General features: G+C 37.7%; 17 protein-coding genes and 1 pseudogene. 8 read left to right on the forward strand and 10 right to left on the reverse strand.

Annotated elements, in window-relative coordinates:
- Window positions 1-173: 173 nt before the first annotated feature.
- Window positions 174-839 carry an NgoBV family restriction endonuclease gene (locus D8847_RS00005; protein WP_125840180.1) on the forward strand — a complete coding sequence of 222 codons (666 nt, stop codon included), beginning with the start codon at window positions 174-176 and terminating at the stop codon, window positions 837-839.
- A gap of 33 nt (window positions 840-872) precedes the next feature.
- On the opposite strand, the gene dcm is transcribed toward D8847_RS00005, so the two are convergent.
- Entirely contained in the window at window positions 873-2,363 is a 1,491-nt protein-coding gene (gene dcm / locus D8847_RS00010; RefSeq protein WP_260467747.1) for a DNA (cytosine-5-)-methyltransferase, read from the reverse strand.
- Between the two features lie 138 nt (window positions 2,364-2,501).
- On the opposite strand from dcm, the gene D8847_RS00015 reads away from it, so the two are divergent.
- From D8847_RS00015 to D8847_RS00040, 7 genes are read left to right on the forward strand one after another with little or no spacing between them, the layout of a single operon-like run.
- On the forward strand, window positions 2,502-3,191 hold the full coding sequence (locus D8847_RS00015) for a LexA family transcriptional regulator (protein ID WP_049494974.1): 690 nt from the start codon (window positions 2,502-2,504) through the stop codon (window positions 3,189-3,191).
- A gap of 2 nt (window positions 3,192-3,193) precedes the next feature.
- Window positions 3,194-3,421, forward strand: a complete 228-nt coding sequence (locus D8847_RS00020) for a hypothetical protein (RefSeq protein WP_125840181.1) — start codon at window positions 3,194-3,196, stop codon at window positions 3,419-3,421.
- The gene (locus tag D8847_RS10720) at window positions 3,411-3,539 is read left to right on the forward strand and encodes a hypothetical protein (protein WP_260467748.1); all 129 of its coding nucleotides are present in this window, start codon (window positions 3,411-3,413) and stop codon (window positions 3,537-3,539) included. The genes D8847_RS00020 and D8847_RS10720 overlap by 11 nt, the downstream gene beginning before the upstream one ends.
- A gap of 4 nt (window positions 3,540-3,543) precedes the next feature.
- The gene (locus D8847_RS00025; RefSeq protein WP_125840182.1) at window positions 3,544-4,959 is read left to right on the forward strand and encodes a Y-family DNA polymerase; all 1,416 of its coding nucleotides are present in this window, start codon (window positions 3,544-3,546) and stop codon (window positions 4,957-4,959) included.
- A complete protein-coding gene (locus tag D8847_RS00030; RefSeq protein ID WP_125840183.1) occupies window positions 4,956-5,291 on the forward strand; it encodes an imsC-like protein in 336 nt (111 codons plus the stop codon). The genes D8847_RS00025 and D8847_RS00030 overlap by 4 nt, the downstream gene beginning before the upstream one ends.
- Window positions 5,292-5,303: 12 nt before the next feature.
- Window positions 5,304-5,672 carry a hypothetical protein gene (locus tag D8847_RS00035; RefSeq protein ID WP_125840184.1) on the forward strand — a complete coding sequence of 123 codons (369 nt, stop codon included), beginning with the start codon at window positions 5,304-5,306 and terminating at the stop codon, window positions 5,670-5,672.
- Window positions 5,659-5,958 (forward strand): DUF5960 family protein, encoded by a 300-nt coding sequence (locus tag D8847_RS00040; protein WP_125840185.1) that lies wholly within the window; start codon window positions 5,659-5,661, stop codon window positions 5,956-5,958. Before D8847_RS00035 ends, D8847_RS00040 begins: the two co-directional genes overlap by 14 nt.
- Before the next feature lie 191 nt (window positions 5,959-6,149).
- Here D8847_RS00040 and msr(D) read toward each other — a convergent pair whose 3' ends face one another.
- From msr(D) to D8847_RS00085, 9 genes and pseudogenes are all read right to left on the reverse strand, one after another.
- Entirely contained in the window at window positions 6,150-7,613 is a 1,464-nt protein-coding gene (msr(D), locus tag D8847_RS00045) for an ABC-F type ribosomal protection protein Msr(D) (protein WP_015057857.1), read from the reverse strand.
- Between the two features lie 120 nt (window positions 7,614-7,733).
- On the reverse strand, window positions 7,734-8,951 hold the full coding sequence (mef(A), locus tag D8847_RS00050) for a macrolide efflux MFS transporter Mef(A) (RefSeq protein ID WP_125840186.1): 1,218 nt from the start codon (window positions 8,949-8,951) through the stop codon (window positions 7,734-7,736).
- 537 nt (window positions 8,952-9,488) lie between these two features.
- Window positions 9,489-10,107: pseudogene (locus tag D8847_RS10725) on the reverse strand (helix-turn-helix transcriptional regulator); the annotation flags it as partial.
- 295 nt (window positions 10,108-10,402) lie between these two features.
- On the reverse strand, window positions 10,403-11,758 hold the full coding sequence (gene rlmD, locus D8847_RS00060; RefSeq protein ID WP_125840187.1) for a 23S rRNA (uracil(1939)-C(5))-methyltransferase RlmD: 1,356 nt from the start codon (window positions 11,756-11,758) through the stop codon (window positions 10,403-10,405).
- 73 nt (window positions 11,759-11,831) lie between these two features.
- Window positions 11,832-12,806, reverse strand: coding sequence for a DUF1002 domain-containing protein (locus D8847_RS00065; protein WP_125840188.1), 975 nt, complete (start codon window positions 12,804-12,806; stop codon window positions 11,832-11,834).
- Window positions 12,807-12,881: 75 nt separating this feature from the next.
- Entirely contained in the window at window positions 12,882-13,496 is a 615-nt protein-coding gene (gene pmp23, locus D8847_RS00070; protein ID WP_057489084.1) for a cell wall hydrolase Pmp23, read from the reverse strand.
- Window positions 13,496-14,470, reverse strand: coding sequence for a nucleoid-associated protein (locus D8847_RS00075; protein WP_000356115.1), 975 nt, complete (start codon window positions 14,468-14,470; stop codon window positions 13,496-13,498). Before D8847_RS00075 ends, pmp23 begins: the two co-directional genes overlap by 1 nt.
- A 7-nt stretch (window positions 14,471-14,477) precedes the next feature.
- Window positions 14,478-15,734: a serine hydroxymethyltransferase gene (gene glyA, locus D8847_RS00080; protein WP_000575497.1), complete on the reverse strand. Its 1,257-nt coding sequence runs from the start codon at window positions 15,732-15,734 to the stop codon at window positions 14,478-14,480.
- Between the two features lie 49 nt (window positions 15,735-15,783).
- Window positions 15,784-16,215: a GNAT family N-acetyltransferase gene (locus D8847_RS00085; protein WP_125840189.1), complete on the reverse strand. Its 432-nt coding sequence runs from the start codon at window positions 16,213-16,215 to the stop codon at window positions 15,784-15,786.

The raw sequence follows: 16,215 nt of genomic DNA on the forward strand, positions 1-16,215 counted from the left end.
CACTTGAAGAGTTTAGGAAGGCCTTACTTCTCACACAAAAATATAGATCTCTGCAATTAATATTAAAAAATTTGGAAACTTTATCTACTGACGAATTATTAGATATCAAAGCAAGTATAGATCACTTTATTAAAACAAAGCAAAACTAGAATAATTTTTTAGGAGTAATCAACATGGACAATATCGAAACTATTGAAGAACTTTTCCAATTGACCCAAGAAAGACTTGTTGGACAAGCAGGTGCAATTTCAATTACGTTTGCAAATCGAGCGCATATTTATTCTGGAAATGATGTTATTGGTAACTGCTTACAAGAATGGCTTCCTAGTTGGTTCACATTCCTTGGTGTAGATATACAGCCAGGTGCTCATACACAAGAGTTTCCTGATTTTGTAGCAAATTTTAATGGAAATCCTATTGATGTAGAAGTTAAAGCATGGAATATAAATAATGCTCCAGCATTTGATTTAGCAAATTTTTTTAGCTTTCTCGATACTACTTTTACTGAACCTGGAAAATTAAATGCACGATACTTTATTTTAGGTTACAGGCCTGCAAATGATGGTTTTACACAAGGTTTTACGCTAGAGAGGGTTTACCTCAAACATATTTGGGAGATTACTAACAACACTAGAAATTACCCTATCGGACTTCAGGTAAAACGTGGAAATCCATATGCGATGAGACCTAGTAATTTCTATAGAAATGAAGACAATCATTTTGAAAATATTTTCGAGTTTGTTGAAGCTGTTGCAGATGCATACAGACATTTTGAGCATGTATCTGATTTACCATTTACACCAGACGAATGGTACGAAAGAGTGATGAGTTATTTATAGTATCCTAAAATGAAAATAGAGTATGCTAACAAGTCATACTCTATTTTTTTTATAGGTTTCTAATAATTTATTCGATACTGCTTTTATTACTGGGACACATACTGTATTACCTAGTAAGTCAAATGCCTCACTTTCTTTTAGGAAACTGAGGTCATAATTATCTGGGAAACCAAATAATCGTAGACCTTCATTTACCGTTAAAGGTCGAATACCATTAAGTACAGGAACAGCAAGTTTATGAACATCTGTTGCTACTAAGGTTGGTGTTGTATCATAGGGCGATAGGATTTTTGTAAATTCAAAAGAAAGCTTACCGGTTACTATATTGTAACCTTTTTCTAGGGTTTCGTCTGGAACTCGTTTATTACCTTCAAGTTTTTTAGGATGTTCAAAACTTAAATATCCTTTTTTTACAAGATCATCTAGCATATCTGTAAGATTAGGTGAGTTAAAAAAAGTGGAAATCATATCCGATGTTAGCGGCATCCCATCCATCCATTTAATGCCAATTATTTCAGCCCATTTTTTATTTCTTCTTTGTTTTAATAAATTGTCTAATAAAGCTGCCTGTTCCTCCGATATTTCGCCTTTAAGACCTATATCCCAACTATGTATATTATTTTCCCCACCTCGTTTATCCTTTATCGCTTTACCATACACACTCTTCAAATCGTATTTTGATAGTAATTTTTTGGAAAAGTCACTATCAATTGGTGGAGTATTAAAGTCAATCACATCCTGAAGTACTGAATGAGAATATTCGAAATTTTCCAATGTCTCAATAGTATTAGATTTAAACCCAATTATGTAAATTCTTTTCCTAGATTGAGCTAAACCAAAGTCCTTACCATTCAAAACTCTGTAACTTATTGAGTAACCCAAATCTGCCAAAGTCCGAGTAATAACTTTAAAAGTATTACCTTTATCGTGATTCACTAAGCCTTCCACATTTTCCAAAACAAATCCTAAGGGTTTTTTCTCCAATAGTATTTTTGCTATATCAAAAAATAATGTTCCCCTCGTATCTTGAAAACCTAGACCTAATCCTGCTTGTGAAAATGCTTGACATGGGAAGCCAGCTAATAGAAAATCAAAATTCGGTAAGTTTGATGGATTTAATTTAGTTATATCACATTCAGGATTATGACCGAAATTATTAGTGTATGCCTTTATCGCAGCAGGCTTGATGTCGCTAGAAAACACACATTTTCCAACCAATCCATGTTCCTGCAATGCTTGCTCAAAGCCAATTCTGATACCTCCAAGACCACTAAATAAATCAATGAAGGTCACTTCACCTTTATTTCTGACAAGCTTTTGTTCTACTTCTTTAATACCAATACCAATCAATTCTCTACATTTTTGAGAAAAAGTTGAACTGTTTGGCAAAGGTAAACTATCTATCCTTTCAGAATCCTCATCGCTTAGATATATAGTATACGCTTTTCTCTTATTAGAAATCGACTTTCTTCCTGCTCCTTTTCTCGGACCACCATGCATAATGTCACCTTCTTTAATATTCATTGTGTAAACATAATATCACAAAAACATTGTTTTTTCAAGTTTTTAAAATCCGAAAATTTATTCTAACTTTCTAGTTGAAATTATCTTACATTTTGATATAATTTTGTTAATTTATAAATTAACAAAAGGTGTAGACTAATGTTTTCAAAATTTCGTTTAAAAGCAAAAAGGGAAGAATTTGGTCTTTCTCAAACCAGTATTGCAATAGAGTTAGCGATAAGCCGTGTCGCATATAACCATTGGGAAAGTGGTAAAACTGTGCCTAATCAAAAACACCTCACCGCTTTATCTAAAATCCTAGATGTCCCTGTTACCTATTTTGAATCTGAATACAATATTGTCAATAACTATCTTCAGTTATCTCCTGACAATCAGATAAAGGCAGAGGAATATGTTGAGGAACTTCTACTTTCTCAACAAACCTCAAACGTCACTCCACTTTTCTCTGTCCAAGTACTATCAGATGTTCAACTGTCTGCTGGTCTTGGTGAGGGCTTCTTTGACGAGTTTGAAACTGAAATAGTCTACTCAGATGAGGAACAATACGGTTATGACATTGCAGCTTGGATTGAGGGAGATTCTATGGAGCCTGTCTATAAGAGTGGCGAAGTCGCACTTATTCGTTCAAACGGCTTCGACTATGATGGGGTTGTCTATGCTTTATCATGGAATGATGCTGTCTATATTAAAAAGCTTTACCGTGAAGATGATGGGTTCAGAATGGTTTCTTTGAATAAGGACTATCCAGATAAGTTCATCCCTTATGAGGATGAACCAAGAATTGTTGGTCTGGTTGTAGGCCACTTTATGCCTGTCGAGGGAGTGTAGTCATGAAATTAAAAGATATTTTAGAACTTGGAACATACGGTTTCAATCCTGATTGTAAAGTTGAAATCTTCAATATGGACAACTTTGAAGAGCGACTAGAGAATGAAAGTTTCGATGAAATTCTTATTCCTCAAAATGATGATGCAAAAATCTATCCTTACGCTTTTTTGATAGAAGATTCTATTTTAATTGCTATGACCGAGGAGGATGACAATATCTATGAACGTTAAAGAAATGATTTACATAAAGGGCGAACGTATTATCTTTACTCCTGACAAATTTGAATACGACATCACAGACTACATCGGTGAACTTATCGAAGAGCTAGAAAAACTCAAAAGGAGATAACCCTATGGGCTATATCGACTACACTATAGAACCTCAAAGTGACATAGCTTTCCTCGATATGAAGTCCTTTTACGCTTCAGTTGAATGTGTAGATAGAGGTTTGCATCCGCTCTACACATCATTGTGTGTCATGAGCAGAGCAGATAACTCAGCAGGATTAATACTGGCTTCCTCTCCTATGTTTAAGAAAGTATTCGGAAAAGCAAACGTAGGGCGTTCTTACGACTTGCCATTTGATATAAACACTCGTAAATTCAGCTACCAGAATGCGTGGAAACAGGGGATAGACGTAACACCAAAGTATAAATCTTTCATCGAACACTGGGCAAAGCGTACACTCATTGTTCCTCCTCGCATGGACAGATATATTGAAAAGAATTTAGAGATTCAACATATCTTTCAAGACTATGCTGCTCCAGATGACATTCTCCCCTATTCAATTGATGAAGGTTTTATCGACCTTACTAGCTCACTTTCTTACTTTATTTCTGACAAGTCAATGTCAAGGAAAGATAAGTTAGATAATGTTTCGGCTATGATTCAGAGAGATATTTACCGTAAAACAGGTATTATTTCAACTGTTGGAATGAGCAATTCCAACCCTCTTCTAGCGAAACTAGATCTGGATAATGAAGCTAAGAAAACAGCTACAATGAGGGCTAACTGGTCATACCAAGATGTAGAGACTAAGGTATGGTCAATTCCGAATTTAACCGACTTTTGGGGGATTGGCAGTAAAACCGAGATTCATTTACAAAAACTTGGTATTCGTTCAATCAAGGAATTGGCCAATTTCAATCCTGATATTCTCAAAAAAGAATTCGGTAAAGTCGGTGTTCAACTTTGGTTTCACGCAAATGGAGTTGACGAGAGCAACGTCCATGAACCTTATAAACCAAAATCACGAGGATTGGGTAACTCACAAGTACTTCCCAGAGATTACAGAACCCAAAGAGAAATTGAAATCGTATTAGCTGAAATGGCTGACCAGGTTGCTAATCGTCTACGTTCAGAACACAAGAAAGCTACTGTTGTTTCTATTCATATTGGCTATTCTAGGACTGAGATGAAAAAATCTATAAATGCTCAGAAAAAAATTGACCCAGCAAATCTTCCAAAAACAATGGTTGGTCATGTACTAGAATTATTCCGAAAGAAATACAACTCTGGTGCAGTGAGACAAATCGGTGTATCTTATAGTGGCTTCGTAGATGAAAATTATACTCTACTATCACTATTTGACGATGTAGAACAAATTGAAAAAGAAAATAGACTTCAGACAGCAATTGATGTTGTCAGAGAACAGTTTGGCTTTTTGGCCATACAAAAAGGAACCGTCCTAACCGAAGGTTCCAGAAATATTGAACGTAGCAAACTTATCGGCGGTCATTCCGCTGGTGGATTGGAGGGATTAAAATGAAACAAGAAACAAATACTGTACAATTTTCAGAAATCCATGGTAAAGGATGTAATGATATTGAGGTGATTGAAAGGATATTACACGGAGTCGTTGAAACAGTATCTTCAAAACTTCGCCAGAGAAAACTTAAAACAACTGAAATATCGATACGACTAGTACATGCTAAATCAGAAAACCGATTACCTTTGGAATTTACATTTAGTATTAAGCCAACAAGCTCATCTATGATGATCTATACTGAGGTAATCAATCGCTTTAAAGAGCATTATACTGGTGGGGGAATTCAAGGTTTTACGATACAATTTGATAAAAATATCGTTGCGTCTGCATAGAAAGGATTTGATATGATTGATCGTTCATACTTACCATTTCAGTCAGCAAGAGAGTACCAGGATACAAAGATGCAAAAATGGATGGGCTTTTTCCTATCTGAACATACATCTGCTCTTTATGACGATGCAAATAAAGTAACGTACATGTCTGATTTATCACTAGAGAAGAAATTATTACTCCTCAGTCAAGTGTACACTGGGCAATTGCACACACGCATTCATGTCGTTGAAAAAAACAAGCGAGTTTCCTATACTGGAACAATACCAAGTCTGAACAAAGATTTCATTTTGATAAAAACTACAACAGGTCACATCAATTTGAATTTGAAAGACATAATTAGTATTGAACTTGAAGAGGAGGTCCTCTATGAATCAGCTTGAGTTTCAGCGTAATCACCTGCAAATGGACTATTACAGCGAGAGCTACCAAGATTTTGAACGTGACTTCTACCGCTACTCCAATATGAATATTCCATTGACCTTCCTGACCGATGATATCCTCAAAACAATGGCGACTTCTCGCAAGAATTACTTTGTCCTGAATAAGGAGAAGTCCAAAGATAACCGCGATCACTTCTTCATTTTTGAGATAAGTACCATAGATGAAAATCCGCTAATCTACCGTTATTCTTACAAGAAAACAACTACATACTTAACACAAAAATAGGAGTTCATCAAAAGATGACTCCATTTTTCATATTTAATATTATTCTTTTTTGGAAAATTACTTCAAATTTCATAAATTGCACCTGAACGATTTATAGCGTATTAAAAGAATTTATCTGTGAGGCTAGTTAAATTCAAATTAAAGAAGCCACTAGCCAGAACAGACTATACTGACTAGCGACTACCTTAAATTTAATGTTTCAGATTTATTTTCTTATCACTAATTTCATAAACCACATCAGCCACATTATCGAGTAGCCGTTTGTCATGGGTGATAAACACTATAGTTCCAGCATACTCCTTCATTAATATTTCCAAAGCCTCTAAGCTTGGTATGTCAAGGAAGTTGCTGGGTTCATCCATTAGTAAGATGTTATATCTACCCATAAGCATTTTAGCTAACAATAATTTCATAATTTCACCACCGCTTAAAACAGCTAAACTTTTTCCTATGTCGTTTTGTTTAATTCCTATTGATGCTAATACAGAACGAATTTCCGAAACATTGTAATCACAATCCTCCTGCATAAATTCCAAGACTTTTTGTTTACTGTTGTACTTGTAACCATTTTGTGCAAAGTATCCTATTTTGGCCTTACGTGAAATAGTAATTCCATCTTCATGATTTAAGATCATTTGGATTAAGGTTGTTTTTCCTGTTCCATTACCTCCAGTTAGCGCTACTTTTGCTCCTAGAGGAATTTGAAAAGATGCATTTTCAAACAGTGCCTTATCCCCAAATATTTTATTGATTTTCGTACCGACTATAGGGTATGGATTATGGAGCTCCAATGCTTTACTTTGCCTGAAACGAATTCTGCGAATGTCTTCCGGAGCTTCTACATTTCCTAAGGCCGCAATCCTATGTTCTAGGGACTTAGCGACATTATGCATCTTTTTTTCCTTACTTCCCATTGATTTTTGATGAGCTAAACGCCCTCCGCCCTCAGTACTTTTTTTCCTTGAAGCACCTTTTGCCTTTTTTTCTAATTTACGGGCCTGCTTTCGCTTTTCCTCCGCAGCCCTTTCCAGTCGGGCACGTTCCGCAATAAATTGTTCGTATTGTGCAGCTTGGCTCTTGCGTTCTTCCTCTTTCTGACGAAGATAATCAGAATAGTTTCCCCAATACTCAGTGATTTTGCCATCTTTCAGTTCCCATATTTTATCTACTATTTCATCAAGAAAATAGCGGTCATGGCTAATAACTAACAGTGCACCTGTAAAATATTTTAGCTGTCCAATTAGAAAATCAATTCCTTCACGGTCTAGATGACTGGTAGGTTCATCGGCTAAAATACCATGTACTTGTGCTGATAAGGCCTGTGCTATTTTAAGCCTTGTTTCTTCCCCACCGCTCATGGTCTGAATATTTAATTGCTCAACACCGAGCTTGCCTACTAATGCAAAATCTTTTTCCTCCCGCAAACTTACTTCATCCAACTGAGGGATAAAGGAAAGTTCACCCAGACGATTCATTTTACATCCTGGAGGAGTTAATTCCCCTAAAAGCACCTTGAATAAAGTGCTTTTTCCTGCACCATTTGCTCCTACTAAACCAATACGGTCATAATCATATACTTCTATTTCATCTATATCCAAAACATCTCGCCCTGTGAATTCCACACGAATGTCTTTTGCTTTTAATATCAATTCCATAACATTTCCTCCTGTCTATAATCGCATGCTTTCATTTGCTTGTACGCAGGGAAAACCCTGCGATTTTAGCAGGAAGAATTACATGAAAATAAGATACATAAATATCCCTCCAATATTATATTATTTTAAATCTAGTTTTCTAACCTCTGTTATCATTGGGCAAACTATAGCAATGCCAATAATTAAAATACCTGATAGTAAAAACCAATGATTTACACCAATTCTATCAGCATAGAATCCAGAAAGAATTAATCCAATTGGCATTGCAAATGACATAATACTTCCGGTCAAAGAAAATACACGTCCTAAATATTCAGGCTTAATCTTCTCCTGAAAAAGAGCTGTTTGCACACCGCTATAAAATGGTACCGAAAGCCCCATTACTGCACAGCAAGCTACAAATATAACAAATCCACTTGGCGGAAGTAATCCTGAAACGGCTAAACTGGCTCCCATTATAAAAAATGAACCTGTTATTAGCAATACACGCTTATCAAAGTTCCCCAACCTTCCTAATAGTAGACCGCCTACTAGCATTCCAGATGCAAAAGCGATTTCGGTAATGGAAATATGCACAGGTGTTCCATTAAAATATTCCATGCTAATTAAAGGAAATAGTGCATTAATTGGCATATACACAAACGTATATAGCGTTCCTAAGAGTAATAAGGCAAATATGCCTTTGTTTTGTCTCAATGCGACAATTCCTTCTTTCATTTCTCTTAAGAAATTCGGTTTCAAACTTTGCACTTGATCGCCCAGCTTAGGTATACGTACAATTGCTACCGTAATAGATGCAATCACAGCACCCAATACGTCGATGGCAATAATAGCATTTAAATCCCAAACGGAGTATAAGAGTGCTGCAACTGCCGGACTAACAATATAGCTTATAGACTGCAAAGACTGACTATAACCTGCACATTTCGTAAGCTGTTCTTCTGGTACTAAAAGCGGCGTAACCGCATTGAGAGCCGGAGAATGAAATGCCGTTCCAATGCTACGGATAAACAATACTACCATAACCATCCATACAGATAACTCCGTATACAATGCAACAATAGCGAGCACTGCTCCAGCTGCTGCTATAATTAAATCAGCACCAATCATTATCTTCTTCCTATCATGACGATCCACTAATACACCAATGGCTGGTCCAAAGACCGCATAGGGTAAAAACCCTACTAGTGAAGCCATAGACAAAACCATCGCAGATCCTGTTTTTTCTGTAAGGTAAAAAATTATCGCCATTTGCAGGATGGCACTAGTGATTAAAGATACCGCCTGCCCTGCCCATATAGTATAAAACTTAAGTTTCCAGTTTATATATTTTTCCATTTCTATTATCTCCTGCATATTATTTTGCTTAAATTTCTTTTTTAAATAGTATTCTAGGCAATAAAAAATGCAGACCAAAAACCACAATGTGGCTTTTGGTCTGCATACATACAATCTGGAAACATTCATATTAAAGACATAGTTAAATAAAGGTATAGTTAAATAACCTATATCCTCACCTCAACTAATGAATGCTCAATATCGTATAAATAAGCACAACAAAAAAGCCTATCATTGGGATAGATTCTGCCTTTTTTACTGCCAGCTTATCTAATACGCATTGATGCTGTCATAGTTTCGGTTCCTCCTACATCTTTATTTATATCAACCTATAGAATAACACAACAAAACGATGTGTTCAATACAAAAATAATCAAATGTATCTCATGCTTCCATTTCGAAACCTGATTTGAAGGCTATGACGAAGTGTTTTATCTTCATTATCCATACCTAAATCTACCTTCTCTTTTTATCATAACATTTTACTGCTCTTATTTCAACCTTTATATGTACTTGAAAGTAATTACTTGTCAGTGATTTCTTTTCTTTTGATACTTTCCAATCTATAATTCTATCCAATTTTAGTGTCATATACGACTCAAACATCAAGTTAAATGCTACAACATAAAAATAATGTACTTCATATTATAGGGATACGGGAAGAAACGTATGTTGTTTTTCAGTATTATAAGGCGATTGATACCGGATGTCTAGAACCTACTCTTTTCGTATCAATTCCGACCATTCCCAGATTCTAACAATTCTATTTTGAGTATCAGACAATGGCGCATAATTTAGTAGTTCACTCGCAATAATTTGATAAACCTCTTTTTGTTCCACTTTAGAAATTAAAGCTAATAAACTATCGATTAAAGACTGATTTTCCTCTTTGTTCAAAGAACGGTTTTCTAATAAAATCTTTTATATAACCAAAATGTCCTTTTTATTAAATAAGGATTTTCCATTTAGATAACGTGTATGGTATTTTGCATCATATGCAAGTTCCGCTGCAAGAGTAGAAACTACCAAGGAGAGAAAAATCTCTCTGTGTCGTTTTTTCACTAACTCCAAACTCATCTGCTAGCTATAACTTAGAAAGATGAGCACCTGACTGCAAACGCAGAAAAATCGTTAGTAAGCATTCTTGATTATTCATATTCACCTCAATTCTAAAAAAATTATAACATCTCTAACAGTTTACATTCAATTGTTACCACTATTTCCATAGCAACCATATAGACGACTTTGAAAGGTGGGTATGTTTCTATTCCCTCAAACTCCTTGTCAATGGAAACAAACACATACCCATAGGGTAAATGGAAATAGAATTGGATAATTTCTAGCTATCACTTCTACTCACTCCAAAAAAATTCCACACCCTGATACTTCCCCACCACATAACAAAAAGCCTTGCAATCAAGGCTTTCATTATCCCTTTCGTTCAAAGGTTTCTAGGCTTTTATGAGCAGAGCGACACACTCCACGTGATGCGTCTGCGGAAATAAATCCACCGGCTGGACTTTCTTCAAGTCATATCCCAACTCTTGGTAGAGTTTGATATCACGCGCCATGGTTGCGACATTACAGGAGATATAGGCGATGCGGTCAGCCCCAATTTGGCTACTTGCTTTGATAAAGCTTTCGGTCAATCCCTTGCGTGGTGGGTCAACCAAGATAACGGTTGGTTGGATACCTTCCTTGAGCCAATTCCTCATGGCATTTTCAGCTGTGTCGCAGACATAGTGGGCATTTGTGATATTGTTTAATGCAGCATTCTTCTGGCTATTCTCTACTGCTTCTGGGATGACCTCAACTCCATAGACTTCCTTAACATGCTTGGCAACGGACAATCCAATCGTTCCAATACCAGAATAAGCGTCGATCACCACATCATCTGCTTTTAACTCCGCAAAGTCAATGGCCGTTTGATAAAGTTTCTCTGCCATTTGAGTATTGACCTGGTAAAAGGCTGGGCCAGCGATTTGGTAGTCATTTCCCAACATCTGGTCCGTAATGTAATCTTGACCATAAAGTGTGCGCCATTCTTTCCCAAAAATCGCATTGGTATTTCGGTCGTTGATATTTTGCATGACAGACACAATCTCTGGGAACTGCTTGATAAGTTGTTCAATCAACTGCTCCACTCGGAAAACTTTAGGACGTGTAGTCACTAAGATAACCATGATTTGTCCGGAATAGTGCCCGCGACGCACCACAAGATTCCGAATCAAGCCAGACTGTTCCTTTTCATCATAAGGTTTTAAATCAAAACGACGAAGCAAATCGCGTAGAACTACTACGACTTGGTCAATGACAGGATCCTGTATAAAGAAATCTTCAAGGGGCATGAGATCATGCGAATTCTTACGGAAAAAGCCCGTTTCCAAGATACCATTCACTCGACGAACGGGCACCTGAGCCTTATTTCGGTACTTGACAGGATTTTCCATACCGAGCGTTTCAGCAACATCTACATCGGTAATACCAGCAATCTTATAGAGACTATCTTTGACTTGCTTGGTTTTAAACTTGAGCTGCTCTGGGTAGGCAAGATTCCCCAAGTCAGCAATTCCTGATCGTAGATAAGCTAGGTCAAGGTCTTGGTTACGATGTGAAGAGTAAGTAAGGTATTCTTCAACTTTTCCATAGCCAATCTTTTTATTGACCTTAAGGACACGCATGAGGATTTTCTCAGTTGGTAGAGCATTTTCTACAAAGAAAACCAAACCTTCTACCTTGGCAACACCAGCACCTTCATGGGTCAAATCAACAATTTCAACTTCTACAATATCATTTTTCTTTAACATACTCTTCACTTTCTATCGGCCGACAAAAAAGACGGCAACATTTCTGTTACCATCTATTATATCATGAAATGACCTAAGCACCAAAACTCTTGAAAAAGTTGACAATGGCTTGCCAAAGGGAACTCAAAAAGTTGCCCCCCTCTTCTAGCGCTTTATTGGCATCAAAGTTGAGGTTGATATTTTTAAAACTATCTCCAGCTTGGGAAACGATGCTTTCCTTGAGGTCATTTAGAGTTTTAGTGAAATCAGCATTGTTCAAAATGTCACTCTTTGAGAGGTTAAGTGCAAAATTGATGATGATATTGACCTGGTTTCCTGTTATAACCTGATCGAGTTTGTAGTTTTTTAGTGTGTCTTCTACAATTTTGCGGACATCTTCTTCTGTCAGATTACCTTTGGCTTCTTTTGCTTTTGCGATTCCTGCCTTGATATCTGCCAAAGCGACATTGAGTTTATTGGCATCGTAGCCTGATTTGTCCTTGTTTTCAGCATTAATATCGGATAAGGCTTTTAGCTCCTCTTGGGCCAAGTCTTTATTGGCTTGCGGTACTTTGGCACCATTGGCCTCTAACGAGTAGTAAATCCCTGCTAGGGCGCTTTCTCCTGTAACTGGAATGGGTGCTGCAACTGTGATTTTTGCATGCTCCACTCCCAGCGTCACCGCTGCGTTACGGTACATATCCTGCGTCACCTTGGTGATATTTTCAGGCGTTTCAATCTTGACTTCTAGAGGCGACTTATCACCCAGCTTTTGAATCTTAGCTGACGAATAGAGCTGTAGGCTAGCATCATTAGCTACATTCATAATTTTCGAATAGATATCAGGTGTCATAGTTTTGATATCTTTGGTGTCTTTTGATGCATCATAGCCAAGTTTGCTAAGAGTTTGATTTTTCTGGTCTTCAGATAGAGAAGAACCTAGAACATATTCAGGTTGTACATAGGTTTCATCGATTACTTTTTGAACATCGGTTGCTGCGTGGACACTCGTCATAGCTATTGCGGCCCACAATACTGCAGCACTTGTTAGAAAGAATTTCTTTCTCATGGGATATTCCCTCCTTTACCTTTCTAGGGTAATAAAACAATCTTAAAGAAAACTTATAGTGAAAAAACACCTGGTCTAGCCAGATGTCGAAAAGAGAGTGAAACATTTTATGATGTAAAGGTTTAGCTGTACCTGTCTAGAATAGTAATAGTTTCCACCATTTACATAGAGTTCAGCTCCGTGAAAGATAGAAATAGGGTGAATATAACTATAGGTCTTTCCAGTGGTATTGCCAAGGATTGGGGCAACAGTCTCACGGGAATAACGCTTGGCCAGCGCTAGTGTATTTTTCTTGCCATTCTGAGCGATAAAGTCTATATAGGCAGGTCCAAAATTATAGGCTTGAACGGCAGTCCAGATATCTACCCCCTTGCTCTGAGCCAGATAGAGGTTATCTGTTAGAGTTTGAATCCCTTGACGAATACTGGAGGCATTGTCATTGATAGTGTTGGTTGAGCCACTTGCAGACTCACTAGACTGCATGACATCCCCTTCTTTTCCCTTCGTTTCGGTATAAATCATAGCGAGCACAAGCTCTTCATTGGCTGGAGTATCTTTTTCACTCAAGATTTCTCGAACCATGGGTTGATAAGTCATGACTTGTTTGACGTCTTGGTGAACTCGGTAAACTTTATAACCAGCGAAAAGGAAGACTGCTAACACTAGCATTCTTCGTATAAATTTAAACATTATTTACTTTGAATATCCTCGATATTTTTGATTAAGATAGAATAGGTTCCATTGTCATTTTGGATAAACTCAACAGACTCCGCATCTTGATAGACGTTATTGGGAACGATGAGTTCGATTCCGTTTGACAAGGAAAGTTTTTGATTTTCAAATTTCTTGAGCTGACGACTGGCATCAATTTCATCAAACTGGACTGGTTCTGGTACGGCCTCCTTGACTTGGTCGATAAAGCTCAAGCGAGCTGTCAGATTGTTATCAAAAAGGTCATTAGCCAATTTTTCAGGTGACAGTTCATTACTTTCTTCAAGATTGTTGAAAATCGCTGATTTGACCTTGGATTGGAATTGAAAATCATCTGTGTTAAAGGACTCTGCAATTCTCTGAGCCGTTTTTTCCAATTCCTTGATGGATTTCTTTGGTGAAATCTTGGGAGCAACAGCTAGGAGATTTTCTGAAAAATAATTCAAGAAAGTCCCATTATACTTGATACGTTTTTCGATGAGATGGTACTTGCGACTTTGAAGATTAACCACCAAGGCCTCGTCAGCTCCTGTTCCAAATCCAGGCAGGTTATTCTGAGTCAGCTTGATTGGGTTATCAACTTCTCCACCGAGGTGGGTCAAGGTCTCACGTAGAGCAATTCGCAAGAAAGCGAAATGTTCAACGCCTTCTTTAGAAAACTGAACAAAAACCAAGTCATTGGTCTTGAGATTTTCAGAAATGCTAAACTCCTCTTTCCAGAGATTAGCCAGTGTTACTGATGTCTCCAACAAATCGTCAGTGATGTGATTGAAGAAGGGATTTTCTTCTTCGAAAATCCCAGTCTTGGCTTCATCTGAATACACGCGTTCGATTTTTTTACGTAGGTATTCCTCGATTTTTGGAGTGATATTGAGAAATTTATCCGCTAGAAACAGCTCGGTATCATCTGGGCTGAACTGATGGATAATAGCTTTCTTAATATAAATGTCCATAAAAGTTTTAGTCCTCGTATAATGGGAAGGCATCTGTCAATTCTTTGACTGCGCTTCTCACTTCTTCTAAGACAGCCTCATTTTCTGCATTTTTAAGAGTTTTAATGATGAGTTCAGCCACTTTACGGCTTTCTTCTTCACCAAATCCACGTGCAGTGATGGCTGCAGATCCGATACGAATCCCACTTGTCTTGAATGGTGACAAGGTTTCGTATGGAATTGAGTTTTTATTTAGGGTAATATTGACTTCATCCAGCAAGTTTTGAGCAACTTTTCCGTTTTCAACAACCTTAGTAACATCCACTAGGAAGAGGTGATTTTCAGTACCACCAGAAATGATACGAAAATCAGGGTCTTGCAAGAAGACTTCAACCATAGCTTTGCTGTTTTTGATGACATTAGCAGCATATTCCTTGAAGGCTGGATCCAAAACTTCTTTGAAGGAAACCGCCTTAGCCGCCACAACATGCTCCAAAGGACCACCTTGAATACCAGGGAAAATAGCTGAGTTGATTTTCTTAGCTAGATCCTCATCATTTGTCAAGATCAAGCCACCACGAGGTCCACGAAGAGTTTTGTGGGTCGTTGTTGTCGTGATATGAGCGTATGGTACTGGGCTTGGGTGAAGTCCAGCTGCAACCAAACCAGCGATATGGGCCATATCGACCATAAGCTTAGCCCCAACAGCATCTGCGATTTCACGGAATTTTGAGAAGTCGATAATTTGAGAATAGGCTGAAGCACCTGCTACAATTAATTTTGGTTTTACTTCTTGAGCTTGTTTCAAGATAGCATCAAAGTCCAAGAGTTCCGTTTCAGGATCCACACTATATGACACAAAGTTGTATGTTTGACCTGAGAAACTGACAGGAGCTCCGTGAGTCAAGTGTCCACCCGCTGCCAAATCCATCCCCATAACGGTATCACCTGGCTCAATCAAGGCCATGTAAGCCGCACAGTTGGCTTGGCTTCCTGAGTGAGGTTGGACATTGGCGAATTTAGCACCAAAAATTTCTTTTGCACGTTCAATAGCTAGAGTTTCTACCACGTCTACCACATCAGTTCCACCATAGTAACGGCGTCCTGGGTATCCTTCGGCGTATTTATTCGTCAAGATAGACCCTTGAGCTGCCATAACAGCCTTGGAAACTACGTTTTCCGAAGCAATCAACTCGATGTTGTTTTGTTGGCGTTCTTCTTCTTTGGCAATAGCATTCCAGAGATCTGCATCGTATGCTTTAAAATCATCTTTGTCAAAAATCATAGGTCTTCTCCTTTATAGTGTGACAGGTCCTTTAGTGTAAGAAAATAAACTAAAAGATGCGAATAAACCGTTTCTGCACTTTATCACAAGTATAACCAACTTTTTCATAAAATGCATGAGCTCCCAGACGATGATCGGCAGAGTTTAAGCGGATAAACTCATAGCCCCGTCTTTTTGCTTCTTCCTCCAACCCTTGTAGTAAGCTTTTACCGATACCTTGCCCTTGTGCTTGAGGCGAAACTGCTAAGGCTAAGATATTAAATCCTGCTTTGGAATAGAGGGATTCATAAACTTCAGCATGGACATATCCAAGCAAGATATGACTAGCTGCATCCTCATAACCAAGTAGGAAATGATGGGAATCCTGAGACAGTCTAGCTAGTTGACTAGCTGTGTCCTCTGGACTAAAAGAGTAGCCCAAAGCCTCTTTGTTAATCTCACATATAGCATTCACATCTGTTTCTTGCAAATCTCTGAGCAT

The organism is Streptococcus mitis (assembly GCF_003942795.1).
Taxonomy (GTDB): Bacteria; Bacillota; Bacilli; order Lactobacillales; family Streptococcaceae; genus Streptococcus; species Streptococcus mitis_BJ.